Source organism: Mesorhizobium sp. M0598, assembly GCF_040320865.1.
In the GTDB taxonomy this organism is placed as follows: Bacteria; Pseudomonadota; Alphaproteobacteria; order Rhizobiales; family Rhizobiaceae; genus Mesorhizobium.
This window is the reverse complement of the sequence record NZ_JAMYQL010000033.1, coordinates 28985-47515: the sequence shown is the minus strand read 5'-3', so window position 1 is coordinate 47515 and position 18531 is coordinate 28985. Positions and strand designations below refer to the sequence as shown.

The window sequence follows — 18531 nt, the reverse complement described above, 5'->3', positions numbered from 1 at the left end:
GAAGGACCAGGACGTGGCACGCTCGCTCCGTGGTCCGTCGCCGCCTCCCTGCCTTGTTTCGATCAGCGGTGCACCCGCCTGGACCACTTCCTTCGCTCTCCTGAATGATCTTCAGGACGCTGCCGGCAAGAGGGACGCTGGCGAGCGCTTTTTCCGACATCCAGATGAGGCCGAAGCGGCGGTCGTCCGGCATGATATCGCTTGGTCCGACTGCATAGATGAACTCGGGCGACAGCGCGATCCCGACAATCGTCAATTCGCGCCCCTATGACCTCGATGATGCGTTCTCGTCCGTTTCGTTGAAGTTGCTGCGGGGCGCGTCCGAGAGTGAGGTCATGATGCGCCTCGACGCGATGCTCGAGCGCTATGGCGGCCGAGCGGCCTATGGCCGGAAGGACCACACTTCGCACGCCTGGCTGAACCACGAACTCGATATGCTCAACAACATGAGCCGGACGCTGCCACCGATTTTCCTTTTGGTGTCGGCATTTCTGGTCAATCTCACACTTAGCCGGCTCGTTGCACTGGAGCGCGAGCAGATCGGGCTCATGAAGGCGCTGGGATAACTAACGTGGAATGCCGTCCTGATCGGCATGCTCACCTTGGCTGTTACCTGCTTGCGAGCATGATTGCCCTTCTGGACCAGCCATACGATTCGGCAGCGGTCAAGAAGCCGATCTGCGGCGCATGAATGTCGGGTCTGCCGAGCCGGCAAGCCGCTCGATCATCATCGGCAGGACCGGCAAGACAATCCAGTAGCCGAGCGCAACGACAAAGGCCGAGAAGGGCGCTCAGGACCCATCGCGACGTAGGCAAGCCAGCCCGCATCGACACACTCATGCCTGTGCGCCTCTAGGGTGCTCATGTGCGACCCCCTCGGCCCTCGATGTGGTGGCAGGACGGATGCCCTCAAGCCTCGTCCGCTTGAGCAAAAGCGCATTGACGGCCACAAGCGCAGAACTGCCCGACATTGCCAGCGCCGCAAGCTCGGGGCTCAAAAGGAACGGGTAGAACACGCCTGCCGCGATCGGGAAGGCAATGAGATTGTAGCCCACCGCCCACCACAGGTTCTGGTGCATCTTGCGCAGCGTGGCACGCGAGAGTGTCATCGCACCGACCACATCGTAAGGATCACTCTTCATCAGCACGATATCAGCGCTTTCGATGGCGACGTCGGTGCCCGCACCAATGGCGAACCCCACGTCACTCTGTGTCAGAGCCGGCGCGTCATTGACGCCATCTCCGACCATGCCGACCTTCAGGCCCTGTCCCTGCAGTTCCTTGATCTTTTCGGCCTTCTGGCCCGGCAACACGTCGGCGAGCACAATGTCGATGCCGAGCATGTCCGCGATGCGCTTGGCGGTGCCGGCGTTGTCACCCGTGAGCATGGCCACGCGAACGCCCTGCTCGTGCAGTTTGGCAATCGTTGCGATGGCTGTCGGGCGCGGCGTATCGGCGATCGCGATCAGCCCGAGCAGCTTGCCGGACCGTGCAACATGGATGACGGTGCGGCCTTCGCCCTTGAGCGTCTCGGCCCTGACGCCAAGCGCCAGAAGATCGATCTTCTGCTCTTCCATAAGTCGCCGGTTGCCAAGGAAAACCTTGGCTCTGCCAATGGCGGCGCTGGCACCCTTGCCCTCGATATTGAGGAAGCCCGAGACCTTGGGAAGCTTCATACCCTTGGCCTGCTCGCCGATGGCAACGGCAAGCGGGTGATCCGACCCTTGATCCACGGCAGCTGCGACCTGCAGAACCTCGTCGGGCGAAACGCCGGCAGCCGGGACGATTTCGACGACCTTGGGCTGCCCCATGGTGAGCGTGCCGGTCTTGTCGAAGACGATTACGTTGAGCTTGGTCGCCTCCTCGAGAGCGGCTGCATTCTTGAAGAGGATCCCGTTTGTAGCGCCAAGGCCAGTGCCGACCATGACGGCCATGGGCGTGGCGAGGCCGAGCGCATCGGGACAGGCGATGACGAAGACGGTTATGGTCAAGGTCATCGCGAACAGCAGAGGCTGGCCGAGCCACCAGAACCAGACGGCGAAGGTCGCAAGGCCGATGAGGATCGCGGCGAGCACCAGCCATTGCGAGGCGCGATCGGCCAGCAGTTGCGCCGGCGCCTTCGAATTCTGGGCCTCCTGGACCAGCTTGACGATCTGGGCCAGGGCCGTGTCGGCGCCGACCTTGGTAGAGCGGTAGCGCAGCGTCCCGCTCTTGTTGATCGTGGCGCCGATGACCTTGTCCCCGACCTTCTTGGTCACCGGCATCGACTCTCCGGTCAGCATCGATTCATCGATCGTCGAGGTGCCTTCGATCACCTCGCCGTCGACCGGAAGCTTGTTGCCAGGCCGGAGGACTACTATGTCGCCGAGCACGACCTCGGCGGTTGCAACCTCGACCTCCTTGCCCTCGCGGAAGACGGAGGCCTTGGGTGGAGCAAGGTCGAGCAGGGCCCTGATCGCGGCCGAGGCCCCGGCGCGGGCACGCATCTCGAGCCAGTGGCCAAGCAGGATGAACACGAGCAGCACGCTCGCGGCCTCGTAGAACTGCTGCCCCTCGAAGAAGAAAGTCGCGCCGACGCTGAACAGGTAACCAGTGCCGACGCTCAGCACCACCAACACGGCCATGTTGAGGACGCGGTTGCGCAGGGCACGCCAGGCGGCAACCAGGAAAGGCCAGACGGGATAGAGGATCGCGGCGCTGGCGAGGAAGAACATCGCAAGGTCTTCGCTGAGGCCGAAGGGCGGACGCAGCCAGGGCTCGCCCAGGCCCATCGGCTCCATGGCGAAAATCGGCAGCGCGAAGACCAAGCTGATGAAGAACCGGTTGCGCATGTCCTTGACCATGCCCTGCATGTCCATGCCGGCGCCGTGTCCCATCTCATGGGCCATGGCGTCGTGCGGCATCTTGGCCGCAGCCGTCCTGAGGCCCGCTGCACTTGGTTCGATCATGGTGGCGTGCCCCGCATGATCATGCCCGGCCTGCCCGGACGTCCCCCGCGGATGCCCGGGCGGAATGGTCGTGCTATCGGGAATGCACAGATGCCGCGGCACGGACTCGCCACGGCAATGGAAGCCGCAGGCCTCGATGTCCCTGGCAAGGGCCCCGGGGCTCGTCCGTCCTTCGTCGAATTCGACGGTCGCGGTCGTAGACCCCGCGTTCATGGCAACACCGGCGACGCCTGGCAGAGCCGCCAGACGTTTTTCGACCGCTGCGAAATCCATCATGCCGACAAGGTCGCGCACTTCCAGATTGACCTTTTTCATCGTCGTTCTCCGTGCCGGCATTCGCGCTGCTGCGTGCCTCAGCTTCGATAGGCAAAGGTCGACATCATGCCGCTCGCCATGTGGTAGAGGTGGTGACAATGGAATGCCCATTTGCCGGGATTGCCGGCGTCCACGGCAATGGTGACCGAGCGCATCGGCGGCACCAGCACGGTGTCGCGAACTGCGCCCTGAAAGCGCTGCCCATCAATCGCGACCACCTGGAAATGATGGCCGTGAAGATGCATCGGGTGGGCCATCATGGTGTCGTTGCGCAGCGTGACCTCGACGCGATCGCCCCTGTCCACGAGAAGCGGAGCGTTGGTTTCGAGGCCCCAGCGATAGGCAGCCATATCGCCGGTCAGCGCCATTTCGAACGTCTTTTCGGCAGAGCGTGATGCAAGCGGCGACATTGCCCGAAGCTGCGCCTCGAGCGCCAGGTCGAGAACCGGAGCATCGACATCAGCCGCCGGCCCGATCTTGGCCACCGCCGCTCCCGCCGGACGCAGGACAATTCCCGTCTGCTCCTTGCTTCCCTCGCGCAGCGCCAGGATCGGAAAGGAGTTGAGTTCGCGCGGCAACTGCAGGCGCACGTCGATGCGCTGTCCCATTGTCATCGGAAACCGCCGGCCCCTGACCGGCTCGACAGGCTGACCGTCGACCGCGATCAAGTCGCCTTCAAGCTCGCCGAGGTCCATCGTGAAAGCGGTCGCCGTGGCGCCATTGATGATCCGCACCCGCACGCGTCCGCCTCGTTCGACCTCCACGATCTCGGGATCGTTCAGGGACCGGTCATTGGCCAGATAGGCGTCATAATCGATGTCGTTGATATCGGTCGCCATGCCGCCATCGTTCATCCCTGCCATGGTGTTGCCGGCGCCACCCGACATGGCCATGCCGTCCATCGGCATGGAACCGCCAGTATTCTTACTCTGCAGCCGGGCCAGCAGTTCCTCCGGCGATGAGAACGAGAAATCGTGAAGCAGGATGACGACCTCCTGCTCATCCCTCGCATCGTCCTTGGGATCGGTGACGATGAGCGGAGCAGCAAGCAGCAGCTGTTCCTGCAGGGTGTGGGCGTGCATCCAGAAGGTGCCGGGCTCGCCGACCGGAAAATCGAAACTGCGATCGGCTCGAGCGCCAATGAGCGGCAGTGGCGCGTCGGCGACGCCGTCGCTCGGCCACGGCGTCGTCAACCCATGCCAATGTATGATTGTCGGCTCGGGAGTCTCGTTTCGAAGCAGGACATTGAAGCCATCGCCGGCGCGAAAGCGCAGGCCGGGCGCACCCTCGGCCCCTCGCAAGCCAAAGACACTTGCGGCCTTGCCATTCACCTCGATCGTGCGGCGTGAGATGCCAAGCATCTGGCCTTCTGACTGGCTGGCGGAGGCTGCAGCGAGCAACGATGATGGGATCGCAAAAGCTGCGGCGCCTGCAACTGCGCCCTTCAGGATATCTCGACGTTTCATAATCGTTCCTTCGTTTTCGAGTTCAGATTTTTCTTGCTTGGTTCAGCACGCAAGGACAGGGCTATCGACCCCCGCGCTTCAAGGCGCACGGCGCTCGCCGGCCGAACTGAACAGCCTGGTCACATGCGGAAAAAAGGCGGGCACACGGGCGGCGTATCGGTCGTATGCATCGCCGAACTCCTTTCTCGCTTCCCGCTCCTCGATGAAGGAAAGCCGGACATACATGCCGACGAGAATGGGAAACATCGCCAGCGTCAGCAGCGTCGGCCACTGCACGAGGAATCCCGCCATGACGAGGACGAAGCCGACATATTGCGGATGCCGGATGGAGGCATATGGGCCGCCCGTTGCGAGGCGATTGTGATGCTGCGCGTCGTAAAGCACTCGCCACGCGGTCGAGATCAGCATGAAACCGCCGCCGATCAGGAAGAAGCTGAAAACGTGGAAGGGCCCGAAATGCGGATTGAGCCGCCAGCCGAACATCATCTCCGGGAGGTGACCCGCATCATGCGAGAACCAGTCGATGCCTAGGTATCGTGACTGCAGCCAGCCCGAGAGCAGGTAAATCGTCAACGGAAATCCATACATCTCGGCAAACAACGCCACCAGGAAGGCGCTGAATGCTCCGAAGGAGCGCCAGTCACGGCCGGTTCGCGGCTTGAAGAAGCTGAATGCGAATAGAACGAAGACCGCCGAATTGATTATAACCAGGACCCAGAGGCCATAGGCGGGAGATTGCTCGACCATCGTCATGTTCCTTTATGTTGGGTAATGCCGTCTTGCGCGCCCGGCTCGGGTTCCTTGCGCCTGGCATGGCCGCCGTGGCCGCGGTGGCCGCCATGCATGGACATGTGAAGCAGAGGACAGGCGAGCAGCAGCAGAAAGGGAAGGACACCGAAGGTATGAGCTCGGTGCTCAGTGAGCAGGAAAAACGCGGCGATCAGCAGAAAGGCGATCGTGACCAGGCCGGCCTTCGAAGTCCAACAACCACCAGCCTCGGCCTTCGGTTCTGGTTGGGACCCGGTCGGCGGATCCGACATGCGGTGAACGTTGTTGGTATTCATGGGATGGGTTCCTTTATTTGTGTCCGATTGTCATTGCGGGAGCTTTCGAGCCCAAACGCGACGAGGCTTACGGCCCAGACCAGCGCGCAGGCGAACAGGGGCCACCTGAAGTCGGAGCCGATCGTGAAGTTGACCACCGACATCAAGCCGATGGATAACGCTCCTCCGACCAGAGCGCCGGCCACCGCGACCGGATGGCGCGCCCGGAACGCAGTGATTGCCAGCGCAACCAGGAGAACGCCGGTGGCCAAGGCGTAGCCGCCGAGCACCCGGAAAACCTGCGTGAGCCACACAGCAAGACGCGGGCCGATGGCTTCGAGTTCGGCCGCCGAGAGGTGCATGTAGCGGACGTCCTCGGGCAGCAGGGGTGGCCTGAGGGCGATGAAATACAATCCGATCCCGGCGATGATTATTCCCGCCAGAGCAAGAGTGACGGACGACGTCGTCCATGGATTGACTGTGGCTTTCATGGGCTGAACCTTGACTTGCCTACCGGCGCCCGGTTGCGACGACATTGTAGATCGACGCGTAAACGACACCCGCCGGCAGCCCGACGATGCCAAAGCCGACGACGCCGTAGAGAACGCGGCCCAGCTTCATCGGCGCCGCGGATCTGACCGCGCTGAGGTCGAGCCCGTGCATGAAGGCGCCGAAGAAATCGAGTGTTGCATCCGGCCAGATGACGAAGGCCAAAGCACAGAACATGCTTATCAGGGCCGACGTCACGCCCAGCGCAATGCCGACGGACAGGACGCTGAGTTTGTCCGTGTCTTCCTCCTGTCACTTTGCGTGTTGCTTGAGCCATTCCTGCATTGCGGCGATCTCGGCCTGCTGAGCCGTGATGATCTGATTGGCCCAAACCTTGACCTGATCATCCTTGCCGAATTGCAGGACCGCCCGGGCCATGTCGATCGCGCCCTGGTGGTGCGGAATCATCGCCTGGACGAAGGCGACATCGGGATCGCCAGCCTGGACGGCCTGCATCATCGGCCCGTCCATTCGCTTCATCGCGTCCATATAGTTTCTAGAGGCTTCGGACATGGTGGCAGTGTCCATCGGCATGTTCGTCATGCCCTGCATCATGCCGCCCTGGCCGCCCTGCATCATGCCGCCCTGTCCGCCTTGCATTCCGCCGCCCTGCATCATCGGCATCATTTGCTGCATCACGGGAATCATTTGCTGCATCATCGGCATCATCTTTTGCATCGTGGACATCATCGCCGTGCACTGCTCGGGCAATCCGCCCGGCATCGCCTGTGCGGCCGGAGCCGCTGTCGTGGCTTGCGGCGCATCGGCCGCCGGATGGTGCGGGTCGGTCTGGGCAAATGCCGCGCCGGAAAGAGTTGTCAATGCTGCAAACGTGATCAATCGAAGGTGAGTTTTCATGACAGTTTCCTTGTCGTTGGTGTGAAGCGACAGGCGAGCCCTGAAATGGGCGCGGAGGCAGCCCAGATCGCGGCTGCCGGTTATGTTTCGCGGATCGTTCGCGCGCTATGCGCCTTGACGGGCACTGCTGGATTCAACAGCCCCAAGCACCGCGACGGCGCGATATCAGGCGAAGGTCTGGGGTGGTTGCAGGAGCGCCTCGGGGTCGATGCCCGTTGGCAGGAATGCCTTGCCCGCCATAAACCGGGCGGCAACCGGCGCATCATGAAGAATGTCGCATTCGCCGGCGAAAATGCTTGCAGCACAACAGCCAGAGCCGGGCGAATGCACGCAATCCAGGCAGCCCTCACATGAGGCGCGATGCTTGTCCTGGTCTGTGAAAGCGTGGTTACCCATCAACTTGTGCAAGGCGCTCGTCGAGAGCGTCGCATCGTCAGTTGTGACGCCGCCATCGGCCCCAATTGCAGAAGCGGCAGCGGCACCGCCCGCGATCAGGAGGATCACGGCCAGCCATAACCGAAGCTGAGCCAACGCGATTTTCATGCATTCAGTCTAGCCCAATTGTGCGCCGCCACTTTGATGCAAATCAATGCCGCGGCTCTGGGAGAGTGCCTAGTTTCAGCGAGCCTCTTTTCCCAGCTCTTCCATGGGGAATGAACTGGAGCTGAAACTATGTCGGCAAAGCCGCGTTCCACCGAGACTCCCGTCAGGATAGAATCGCCGGCCGACTTTCGTATTCGCCCATGTGCGCGAACGCGTTGGATCCATTCGCTAGGGTTCGATGAGCACGGGTGTCGCGAACCGGCGGCATTCCCAATCGGCAACGAGAGACAGGCATGACCCAGCACAAGGCAATACCGATCCCCACCAGCCGGTTGTCCGAACACGAACTGAGTGACATCGACGCCTATTGGCGCGCCGCCAACTATTTGACGATCGGGCAGATTTACCTGCTCGACAATCCGCTGCTGCGCGAGCCCTTGCAGTTGGAGCACGTCAAGCCGCGCCTGCTCGGGCACTGGGGAACGTCTCCGGGCCTGAGCTTCATCTATACCCATCTCAACCGCGCCATACGGCTCCGGAACGCGAACGTCATCTATGTCTGCGGTCCCGGCCATGGCGGCCCGGCCATGGTGGCAAACACCTATCTGGAGGGCACCTACAGCGAGCTCAATCCCGACATTTCGATGGACGAGCAGGGAATGCGCAGGCTGTTCCGGCAGTTCTCCTTTCCAGGCGGGATTCCTAGCCACGCCGCTCCCGACGTGCCGGGTTCGATCCACGAAGGAGGCGAGCTGGGCTACGCATTATCCCATGCCTATGGTGCTGCCTTCGACAATCCTGATCTCGTCGTGGCCTGTGTCGTCGGCGACGGCGAGGCGGAGACCGGGCCGCTTGCCACCGCATGGCATTCGAACAAGTTTCTCAACCCGGCACGCGATGGTGCGGTGCTACCGATTCTGCACCTGAACGGCTACAAGATCGCCAATCCCACCATCCTGGGCCGCATTCCCGAAGAAGAATTGCGAGCGCTGTTCGTTGGCTATGGCTATGAACCGCTGTTCGTCGAGGGGCATGATCCGGTGTTGATGCATGAGCTGATGGCGACCACGCTCGACGATGCGCTCGACCGCATCCAGGCGATCCAGCGCGCGGCGCGTGATGGTTCCGCGGTATCGGCCTTGAGACCGAAATGGCCGATGATCGTGCTGCGAAGCCCCAAGGGCTGGACCGGCCCGAAGGAGGTCGACGGGCTGAAGACGGAAGGATTCTGGCGCTCGCACCAAGTCCCTTTATCCGGCCTCGCGGAAAACCCGGCGCATCTGAAGCTGCTTGAGGAGTGGCTGAGAAGCTATCGGCCTGAGGAACTGTTCGATGATGCCGGCGTCGCCATCGCATCGATCCGCGCCACCACGCCCCAGGCCACGCGGCGCATGGGATCCAACCCGCACGCCAATGGCGGCCTGCTGCGCCGGTCGCTCGATCTGCCCGCGCTACGCGACCATGCTGTTGCGGTCGAACAGCCAGGTGCGGTGAAAGCGGAGTCGACGCGGGCCATGGGCAAGTTCTTGCGTGCCGTCATGCAGTTGAATGAGGCGGCAAAGAACTTCCGCATCGTTGGTCCCGACGAGACCGCCTCGAACCGGCTTCAGGACCTATTCGAAGTCACCGAGCGCGCCTGGATGGAAAAGATCCTGCCCGAAGACGTTCATCTCGGCCGCGACGGCAGGGTTCTGGAAATCCTCTCCGAGCATACCTGCCAGGGCTGGCTTGAAGGCTACCTGCTGTCCGGGCGGCACGGTCTGTTTTCCTGCTACGAGGCGTTCATCCATATCGTCGATTCCATGTTCAACCAGCATGCGAAATGGCTGGATGCCTCCCGACACATTCCGTGGCGGCGGCCGGTCGCATCCCTGAACTACCTGCTGTCGAGCCATGTCTGGCATCAGGAACACAATGGCTTCAGCCACCAGGATCCCGGCTTCATCGACGTTGCCCTCAACAAGAAGGCCGACATTGTGCGCGTCTACCTGCCGCCGGACGCCAACACCTTGCTTTGCGTGACCGATCACGTGCTGCAGACATGGAATCGCATCAACATCATCGTCGCTGGCAAGCCGCCATCGTGGCAGTGGCTGTCGATGGACAAGGCCATCGTCCATTGCAAGACAGGGATCGGCATCTGGGACTGGGCATCGACCGAGAATGGCGAAGAGCCGAACGTGGTCATGGCGTGCGCCGGCGACGTTCCGACACTTGAAACGCTTGCAGCCGTGCAGATCCTCCGGCATCACGTCCCCGAGCTCAGGATCAGGGTGGTCAACGTCGTCGACCTGATGACACTGCAGCCCAAGGAGCATCATCCGCACGGGCTGCCAGATCGCGATTTCGACGCATTGTTCACCGCCGGCAAACCCGTCATCTTCGCCTATCATGGTTATCCCTGGGCCATTCATCGCCTGACCTATCGGCGCACCAACCACGACAACATCCACGTGCGCGGCTATAACGAGGAGGGCACGACGACGACGCCCTTCGACATGACCGTTCTGAACCGCCTCGATCGGTTCCATCTCGTCAAAAGCGTGCTTGAACGGGTCCCGGAACTCAAGAGCGTTCAAGTCGGTCTCAAGCAGGCGATGGACGGCAAGCTGCTTGAACATCGAGCCTATATTCGCGCCAATGGGCAGGATATGCCGGAGATACTTGATTGGAAGTGGGATCAGGACCTGGATGTGACGCAGATCCGCCCGGCTTGAGCCGATGCCACGTCTTCAGCGAACTGCGGTGACAGCCCATCGGACGGCCCCATGACTGACGCTATCCTCATCCTGAACGGCGGTTCCTCCAGCCTGAAATTCGCTGTCTTCGAGGAACGCGATGGCCTCCCCGTGCTTCTGCGCGGCCACATCGCCTCGCTTGGCGGACATCCGCAGCTGCATGCCGAGGCCGCAGGCGACAGACCGGAGATCTTGAAGAGCCTGGGCGAGAGACCGATCGACATCGGCGAAGCATTCACTTCCGTCGTCTCCCTCCTTGCCGATCGCGATCTCCTGCGCCGCATAGACAGGGTGGGGCATAGGATCGTTCATGGCGGCCGCGACTTCACGCAAGCGACGCTTCTGGATGCGCCCGCGCTCGACGCGCTCGCCCGGCTCGAGCCGTTGGCGCCGATCCATCAGCGGATCAATCTCGAAATTGTGGCGCTGGCTACCGACCTCCTCCCGCAAGCCATGCAGGTCGGATGCTTCGACACAGCGTTTCATTCGACCCGACCGAGCGTTGCGAAGATCTACGGCATTCCACGTGCGATGACCGAGGCGGGTATCGTTTCCTACGGCTTTCACGGCTTGTCCTACAGCCACATCGCTTCGCGGCTGCGCGACCGCTATGGCGCCGGCGCCGGCGGCCGGGCAATCGTTGCCCATCTCGGCAGCGGCGCCAGCGTGTGCGCCATGGACGCCGGACGAAGCATTGCGACGACAATGGGGTTTTCGACGCTGGATGGCCTGATCATGAGCACGCGTTGCGGCGCGCTCGACCCGGGGATCATCCTGCATCTCCTGCAGGACTGGAAGCTGCCGACCGACGAACTGGTCACGCTTCTCTATGAGCAGTCCGGCCTGCTCGGCATGTCTGGTATATCCGGAGATATGCGGACGCTCATCGGCTCGGACGATCCTGCCGCCGCCGAGGCCGTCGATCTATTCGTCTATCGCATCGGGCGCGAGATCGGATCGCTGGCCGCTGCCCTTGGAGGTCTTGATACGGTGGTGTTTACCGCCGGCATCGGTGAAAACGCGCCATCGATCCGGGAAAAGATCGGAGTTGCTGCCGGCTGGCTTGGCGTCGGTATCGATCATGACCAGAACCGAAGAGGCGAGGAGATCATCAGCCTTGCCAATTCACACGTCGAGGTTCTTGTAATCCCTACCGATGAAGAGAGAGCCGTTGCCAGCCAGCTGCGCTCTGCGCCTTCGCCGAGGCGGGCAAGACCCAGCTTTGCCCTGCCATCGCAGAGGAGACTCTGACATGCTTCCAGTCTCCGGCGTGTCGGAAGCCGCCATGTCCCCGTCGGCGCGACGCAATCGCAACTGCTTCTGCATCACGCTCGACCGAACAGCGCTTTGGGCAGCGCTGAACCATGAGGCCGGCGATCCCGGCTTCTGCGAAACCTTCATGGCGTCGAGGCCGCATCTGTTTTCCAACGTTCCGGTCTTCCTCGCCGCGTCAGCTCTCGATGAGATGCAAGCAATCGTCGTCGCCATTGAGGCAACAGCCAACCTACAGGGTTACCGCGATACCGTCCTCTCCTGGGCCCCGGAAATCGCCCAACGGGATTTTGGACCCGTTGGCGCTCTGATGGGCTACGATTTCCACCTCGACGATGATGGTCCCAAGCTGATCGAGGTGAACACAAACGCCGGCGGGGCTTTCCTCAATGCCTTGCTGGCCAGGGCACAGAAAGCCTGCTGCTCTGAAGTTGACCGGGCGCTGATTGGCGCCAGGGACGATCACTTCGAAACCAATGTCATCGCGATGTTCGAGAACGAATGGCGCCGCCAGCGCGGAGCCGGCTCGCCGCGAACGATTGCGATCGTCGACGATCAGCCTGGGGAGCAGTATCTCTATCCTGAATTCGTGCCAGCCCGGCAGCTATTGCTGAAGCACGGCATAGACGCGATGATCGGGGACGCGAACGAGCTGACATATGATGGCGGCAGGCTTCGGCTCGACGGACAGGAGATTGACCTCGTCTACAATCGCCTGGTCGATTTCACACTCGATCGCCCGGAACATGCCGCACTCAGAGTGGCTTACCAGGACGGCGCCGTGGTGCTCACTCCCAATCCGCACAACCACGCGCTCTTTGCAAGCAAGCGCAATCTGACATTGCTGTCCGATCCGGCGGCGCTGGAAGCGTTCGGCCTTCCTCCGGAGATGCGCTCGCGGCTCGCCGGCGTTCCGCGGACCACACTAGTCACGCCCGACAATTCGGATGCCGCCTGGCAATCCCGCAAGGATATGTTCTTCAAGCCGCTCTCAGGCCATGGCAGCAAGGCGGTCTACCGCGGCGACAAGGTGACAAAAGGGGTGTGGGCCGAGATCGCCCGGGGCGGCTATGTGGCCCAGGCATTTGCTGCGCCGGGGAAGCGTGTGATCGAAATCGATGGCGCACCCGCGCCGCGTAAGATGGACGTGCGGCTTTATACTTACGATGGCCAGGTGCTGCTCGCCGCCGCACGCCTCTATCAAGGCCAGACCACCAATTTCCGGACACCCGGCGGCGGCTTTGCTCCGATCTTAGTTATCTGCGATAAGAGCTAAGGCAAAGCCGCCCACAGATGACAGAGGATTGAACTCTCCAGCAAGGCTGCTCGGGACGCGCGGCCATTGCGTACGGGACTGGGCGCCGTTGGATCGAACATGGCGACCCCGCTCGACGTCGCGGCTCAAGGCTGCCAGGGGGTAGTGAGGAGCGACCCGAGGAATTTTCGTCGATCTCCGCAGGGAAACCCATTCGCCGCTCACGTTCAACGACTCTGTCTTGGAACGACACCGCGATTTCATACCGAGCGGCGACACCGGTGAGCCGTCCTGAGTTGTGTGCGTCAAGTTCTGCAAAATGGCGTGGCATTGCGTGACGTCGGCGTGTCCGCCGCGCAGCCCCCGTGTTTAGCGGAGCGGCATTGGGCTTGCCGATATTGTGGAGATGAAGCAGGAGTGGACCTACCGGACCGACATTAAGGCGCCATTGCCGGCGCCGGATTGAGCACACCGTCGTTGGGTCACCGCTCCGCAGCACACGCCAGATGTCAGGAGGGCCGTATGCTGAAAGCGAGCGCGTTTTGCGACCAGCCGGCAACCGTGCGGAACAGCTTCAAGTCGTAGGGCTGTAACGAGGCCTGTTGCTCGTCTGTTTTCAGACGACGGGGCACGGGCGTTGCTGGGTGATTGGCGAACCACTCCATTCATATCCCCGCGGCCGCTGTTCGCCGCGCCTCGGCGACCAACGCGGCAATTTCTCTGCGCTGCTCGACGGCCTCGCAAGTGAACTGACCGTGCCTATAACGGCCATGGGCCTTGAGGGACATCGGCACCACTCAAACGAATGGCAACTATCTGTCTGAATGCGATTAGGGTCCATTCGCAGAGACCCACGCATCCGTCGCGTGGGGGGACACAGTAACTTCCCCTTTAAAGGCGTCGAGATGCCACGAGAACCGAAAAGTCAGTTCCTTAGACCTAAAGATCGAGCGATCTGCCAGCGGGTTGTCGACCAGATAGCCACCGACGCCAAATCGTACAGCACGTCGGTAGACAGCCAGATTCTAGCCTCGACCACGCTGTCTCTCTTTCAATCCGGGGTCGTCAATGAAGTGAATTTGCTGGCACATGTTCGCGCGCGCCTCCATGACTTCACGAAGCAGACCGGCACTGCTTCGCAGCACTCACCACCTTAATTCCCCGGTAGCCCTCCCCCGCTGTTTCCTCGCTGTATTATCAGCGGGGAGGCATCGCCGACGAGCGGCCGAAAATTTGGATAAGCCCCCTAGGCCGAACCCTCAAAAGGTTCAAAAGCCTAAGATTGGGCCCGTCCCCTTTCCCATCTCAGACGGAAGTGTCTGCCCTTGAGCATCAGGACATCCGGATCATTTTCCTCGTCTTCATCGGGTTCGTAAGCGGCCGGCGCCTCCAGCAGGTCGACTCGCCGGAGGTCTGTCCCGCCCATCTGCCAGGGCAAATGCGGCGTTTGCCAACATGCAACACAGTCAGCCGAAAACAACGACTTGCAACCGCTTCGGTAACACAGTGAATTGCACGACTTATTGATTTCGGCCTATTGCGAACGCTCGACTGCACACGTTGGCGCGTCACTCGCCCCTGGCCTGAAAAAATTCGGCCGACGGCAGAAGGAAGATGCTCGGCCAAGATGGCGATTATATATTCGACAGTGGGGGGTTAGAAAATGAGTGCTGCTGAGTTCATCGACAAGGTTCTAACCCCGCTTGGAGGCGGGCTTGGCGTCCTGCTGGCTTGTCGGTTTTCACCGCGACTTCGTGCACAGGTTAAGCCGGGGCGGGAGTATGTGGCGGCAGCAATCGTTGTGCTGATCCTGGGAGCCATCAAATGGCTCTTTTAGGAGTTTCGCTGATTGAAACCTGCAAGCCAACGGCGTTGAGCCGCTGGGCTATCTCGCCGATGTCCTCGCACTGCGCCATTTCCACGAGATCGACCTGCACGAGGGCAACCCTTACGGCTTCACCGCAAGCTTCAATCCGACAATAGCAGCCGCCGACGGCCGGCCATGCGGTTGGGTATCGCCGGACCATGTCGGCATCAATCAGGGGCCGATCACTCTGATGATAGAGAACTACCGCTCGGGCTTCCTGTGGCGCCTGATGCGCTGCGTGCCGGCGATCATCGCCGGACTGCACCGAGCCGGTTTTTCGGGCGGTTGCCTATAACAAGTCGAGATGACAAAGCTCCCCGACTGACCGGGACTCTTGACTGCTAGCGCATGCCGCATTTGCTGCAAACGTCGACTCAGCGGCGCATTGCAACATAGGGGCCGGGAGCCGTCGGTCTGCTCGGATCAGCGGCTGGCCAAAGCCGACATAGCTTGTTGGAAGCTCCCGAGCAAATGCCGGCTTCCTAATCGCCACGCCCCGAAGCGAACCGTCACAAATCCGCCATCTCAGGCATCACCTTGCAGACGGCCGGTTCGCCTTTTCGACGGCATGGGGTGTATGAAGCACCGGACGCCTCCACCCCTACCTCTGAAAATGCCCCAACCCGTTCTCATTCAGATAGTCCACCGTCATCACCCGCGCGCGAATGCCGCCGGGGGAACCGACGAACTTCACCGATGACAGCGAGCCGGTCGGCGCGTTCTCTCCGCGGGGCGTGAGGGCGTAGGTGTCGCCGTCCCAGTGCTCGAGCGTGAACTGCATGGGCTTTGGGCCGAGTTCGAGCATCAGCTTGTCGCCATCGGCCCGCACGGTGGCGGTGTCGAAATAGTTGCTCGTATATTGGCCCTCGTAGAAGGATGGACTGCGCGCCTTGGCGGGGTTCGTCGGCTTGCCCTTGCCGGCAAGGTCGCCCACCGGCTTGTAGTAGGCCATGAACCGCGGCTTGATGTAGGGATACCAGTCGCGGGTGACCTGGCCATATTGCACGATGTCCATGAAGCTGGCGGCGACCGCCTCGGCGGCGCCGACGGGGGAGCCGTTGGTGAGCACGACGATGCCGACATCGGCCGAGGGCAAGATCTGGAAGGTGGTGCCGGCACCGAGCAGGAAGGCGCCGGAATGGCCCATGGTGGTGCGCCCATTGGCGTTCACCCCCACGTTGAAGCCATAGCCATAGGAACTGGCCCGCGTATCGGGCGTCTCGCCGCGGTAGGTCACGCTCTGTGGTGTGATGGCGGGCTGCAGGATCTTGGGGTCGATCATGGGCTGGCCGTTATAGGTGCCGTCGCCAAGCAGCAGGATCATCCACTTGGCAAGATCCTGGGCGCTGGAGGAGACGCCGCCCGCCGGCGCCTGCTGGTCGGGGTCGCGGTCATAGAGCGGCTCGAACACATTCTCCGCCACGCGCGCATGCAGCAGGGCGCGGTTCTTGCCGGCGGCAATGAAGTCCTCGTGCCGATAGCTGCTCGAGCGCATGCCGAGCGGATCGAACAACAGGCTCTTGGCCAGCGGCTCCCAAGGCTGTTTCTCGGCGTGGGCCACTGCCTCGGCGCCGATCGTCGTGCCGAAATTGGCGTAGTGATAGGAGATGCGGAAGGGATCGAGCGGCACCATCCACAGGCTCCCGACGATCTGCTTGCGCTGGAAGCCGAGATCCTCGAGTTCGTCGCCCGCCGCCATCGGCAGGCCCGAGCGATGGGCGAAGAAATCGCCGATAGTGGCGTTGCCCGAGACATAGTCGAGATTGAGGCGGAAGCCGTCCCAGACCTCGCCGACCGGGGTATCCCAGTTGAAGCTGTGGTCCTTCGTCATGGCGATCGCGGCCACCGTGGCCGAGATCGACTTCGACACCGAGGCGACCTGGAAAATGGTGGTGCTGCTGACCTTAGAAGTGTCGTCCCGGTTGTCGCGAAGGCCATAGCCCTCGTCAAAGATCATTTTGCCGCCATGCACCACCGCCACGGCGAAGCCGGGAACGTCGGATGCTTCCTTGACTTTCTTGACGATGTCCGGCAGCGCGGCCAGCGCCTTCTCGACACCGCCGGGGTACAGCTGCGTAGCATCCTGCGGCGGCGATGGCCCAAGCTCCGGCAGGTAGGACTGCGCGGCTGCCATGGCGGGCAGCATGATAACGAGGGAAAGTACCAGGAGAGCAGCGACCTTCTTCATTGCATGTCCTCAAACTTGCACCGGCAGATGATCGGACCATACGCGGCAAGATGAAAGATGGTTGCGGTTATTTTCCAATGATATGTTTAAGTTCAAAGATCAGACAGAGACGGCGGCTGCGTGTCATGTGATTTCGGAGTGGTGAAGTAGCCGCGTTACCTACGCGCCCGGCAATTGGATGGGCAGGGGTCCTAAGAGGAAACAGGCGGCGAAATGGGTCAATGTATTTCTCTAGGGCTGCCGGTTGGTAGACGCGACGCCGCCGACGCGCATATGATTTTCCACGATCCGTGCACCGGGCACACCCGATCCCCGCCCACACCCTGTGCTTGGTGAATGACTGATCGCCCGCCGAGCCGAAAGGTGCGGCGCGCTTTTTTGCGTTTACGGGTCGCTTATCGCTTGGCAAATGAGCGCAACTAAGCGATGGAGCGCGCCTTTAGGGCGCCAGGCAAGGAAATCATCCACGCTCAGCCAGTTCACCGGATTTGACTCAACATTTGGCCGGCTGAATTCCACATTGCGATGCCGATCGTCAGGCACAAAGACGAGTCGCCACGTTCCCTTTGCGTCGGCGGCGAGGCTGTAGGCGAGGACGGTCATGGCGATCACTCCTTCGCCCCGAGATTGCCTAGTCCGCAGGGCAAATCCATCGCAAGAAGTTGGTATTGACAGCGCTTTTTTGCGTTTGTCGGACGCGATTGACCTGCACTCCCGATCATGAGCGGAATGAGAACATCCAGTTGGGGGCAGGGGGTCGGGAAATGACATTTCAGGCAGTCGCATTGATAGTGACATTGGTCGCCGCAACGCCCAACAATGATTTGCCTCCCAACGCCGTTGAAAGTGTGTGGATGAAGGCTGAGACCGTGATCACCGAAAGCCGCAAGATGAAAGCAAAAGGGATGATGCCGGCGTCCATTGATTGCCGAATCGATAGCATCTCCGGAACCGCAGCGGTTTACTCGATGAAAATCGTCTGGGTGCCAAACGACGCCGGCATTATATGGCGCTTCGGAGTAGGCACGGCCGAAGAAAACTTCAAACTAGAAGAAGGAAATCGGGCGTCAGGTATTCGCAACGTTTGGTCGAAGCAATTGATTGACAAGGCTTCGGGCTGGCACGCCTCGTGTGTGCTTTGGGAGGGGCCTGGCTACAGACGAAATGCCGGATGCCCTTGCGCAGCGCGTAGGTTCTCATCGATTTTGCCATCGACATTTCCGGCATGCCTGCCGGGGACGAGGTCGACGCTTCATCATCCTGCCGCCGTCAGGCGCGCGGTCGCAATCGGCCCTGCGCGGGGGCTCGAGGCATTCCTGAAGAGCTGTTTTCCCGAATACGATTTTACTGCCAACGGCGACATTTTGCGTTCGACGACGACTACCAGGTGTTGCCGATCTGCGGCATGGGCGGCGACGAGCCGGGCACGCTGCGGGTGCTCGACTATCCCAAGCAATCAGTGATGATGGGCATCGCTGCCGCACTTTAA

At 61.4% G+C, this 18531-nt stretch carries 16 protein-coding genes and 1 pseudogene; 6 read left to right on the top strand and 11 right to left on the bottom strand.

Features of this window, described 5'->3' with window-relative positions:
- Window positions 1-266: 266 nt before the first annotated feature.
- A pseudogene (locus tag NKI59_RS28420) lies at window positions 267-563 on the top strand (ABC transporter permease); the annotation flags it as partial.
- Window positions 564-836: 273 nt separating this feature from the next.
- On the opposite strand, the gene NKI59_RS28415 reads toward NKI59_RS28420, so the two are convergent.
- The 8 genes from NKI59_RS28415 to NKI59_RS28380 form a co-directional block, all read right to left on the bottom strand.
- Entirely contained in the window at window positions 837-3263 is a 2427-nt protein-coding gene (locus NKI59_RS28415; protein WP_352708046.1) for a heavy metal translocating P-type ATPase, read from the bottom strand.
- Window positions 3264-3301: 38 nt separating this feature from the next.
- Window positions 3302-4729 carry a multicopper oxidase family protein gene (locus NKI59_RS28410; RefSeq protein ID WP_352708044.1) on the bottom strand — a complete coding sequence of 476 codons (1428 nt, stop codon included), beginning with the start codon at window positions 4727-4729 and terminating at the stop codon, window positions 3302-3304.
- 78 nt (window positions 4730-4807) lie between these two features.
- Window positions 4808-5476 (bottom strand): methyltransferase family protein, encoded by a 669-nt coding sequence (locus NKI59_RS28405; protein ID WP_352623715.1) that lies wholly within the window; start codon window positions 5474-5476, stop codon window positions 4808-4810.
- A 2-nt stretch (window positions 5477-5478) separates the two neighbouring features.
- Entirely contained in the window at window positions 5479-5793 is a 315-nt protein-coding gene (locus NKI59_RS28400; RefSeq protein WP_352623717.1) for a DUF2933 domain-containing protein, read from the bottom strand.
- On the bottom strand, window positions 5790-6263 hold the full coding sequence (locus NKI59_RS28395; RefSeq protein WP_352708043.1) for a hypothetical protein: 474 nt from the start codon (window positions 6261-6263) through the stop codon (window positions 5790-5792). Before NKI59_RS28395 ends, NKI59_RS28400 begins: the two co-directional genes overlap by 4 nt.
- A 19-nt stretch (window positions 6264-6282) precedes the next feature.
- Window positions 6283-6531, bottom strand: a complete 249-nt coding sequence (locus tag NKI59_RS28390; RefSeq protein WP_352708063.1) for a DUF5676 family membrane protein — start codon at window positions 6529-6531, stop codon at window positions 6283-6285.
- A 42-nt stretch (window positions 6532-6573) separates the two neighbouring features.
- The gene (gene copM / locus NKI59_RS28385; protein WP_352642945.1) at window positions 6574-7044 is read right to left on the bottom strand and encodes a CopM family metallochaperone; all 471 of its coding nucleotides are present in this window, start codon (window positions 7042-7044) and stop codon (window positions 6574-6576) included.
- Between the two features lie 300 nt (window positions 7045-7344).
- Window positions 7345-7722, bottom strand: coding sequence for a hypothetical protein (locus NKI59_RS28380; RefSeq protein WP_352642947.1), 378 nt, complete (start codon window positions 7720-7722; stop codon window positions 7345-7347).
- A 293-nt stretch (window positions 7723-8015) separates the two neighbouring features.
- Here NKI59_RS28380 and NKI59_RS28375 point away from each other — a divergent pair, with 293 nt between their 5' ends.
- The 4 genes from NKI59_RS28375 (at window position 8016) to NKI59_RS28360 (ending at window position 15149) form a co-directional block, all read left to right on the top strand.
- Window positions 8016-10439, top strand: a complete 2424-nt coding sequence (locus NKI59_RS28375) for a phosphoketolase family protein (protein ID WP_352642949.1) — start codon at window positions 8016-8018, stop codon at window positions 10437-10439.
- A gap of 51 nt (window positions 10440-10490) precedes the next feature.
- Window positions 10491-11711 (top strand): acetate/propionate family kinase, encoded by a 1221-nt coding sequence (locus NKI59_RS28370; protein ID WP_352623727.1) that lies wholly within the window; start codon window positions 10491-10493, stop codon window positions 11709-11711.
- 1 nt (window position 11712) lies between these two features.
- Window positions 11713-13008: an ATP-grasp domain-containing protein gene (locus NKI59_RS28365; protein WP_352623729.1), complete on the top strand. Its 1296-nt coding sequence runs from the start codon at window positions 11713-11715 to the stop codon at window positions 13006-13008.
- Window positions 13009-14894: 1886 nt separating this feature from the next.
- Window positions 14895-15149: a glucoamylase family protein gene (locus NKI59_RS28360; RefSeq protein WP_352708062.1), complete on the top strand. Its 255-nt coding sequence runs from the start codon at window positions 14895-14897 to the stop codon at window positions 15147-15149.
- A 306-nt stretch (window positions 15150-15455) separates the two neighbouring features.
- Here the strand turns inward: NKI59_RS28360 and NKI59_RS28355 are convergent, their stop codons facing one another.
- From NKI59_RS28355 to NKI59_RS28345, 3 genes are all read right to left on the bottom strand, one after another.
- On the bottom strand, window positions 15456-17042 hold the full coding sequence (locus tag NKI59_RS28355; RefSeq protein WP_352708042.1) for a serine hydrolase: 1587 nt from the start codon (window positions 17040-17042) through the stop codon (window positions 15456-15458).
- A gap of 384 nt (window positions 17043-17426) precedes the next feature.
- On the bottom strand, window positions 17427-17645 hold the full coding sequence (locus NKI59_RS28350; protein WP_352708040.1) for a hypothetical protein: 219 nt from the start codon (window positions 17643-17645) through the stop codon (window positions 17427-17429).
- Between the two features lie 169 nt (window positions 17646-17814).
- Window positions 17815-17964, bottom strand: a complete 150-nt coding sequence (locus NKI59_RS28345) for a hypothetical protein (RefSeq protein ID WP_352708038.1) — start codon at window positions 17962-17964, stop codon at window positions 17815-17817.
- 303 nt (window positions 17965-18267) lie between these two features.
- Here NKI59_RS28345 and NKI59_RS28340 point away from each other — a divergent pair, with 303 nt between their 5' ends.
- Window positions 18268-18531, top strand: a complete 264-nt coding sequence (locus NKI59_RS28340; RefSeq protein WP_352708037.1) for a hypothetical protein — start codon at window positions 18268-18270, stop codon at window positions 18529-18531.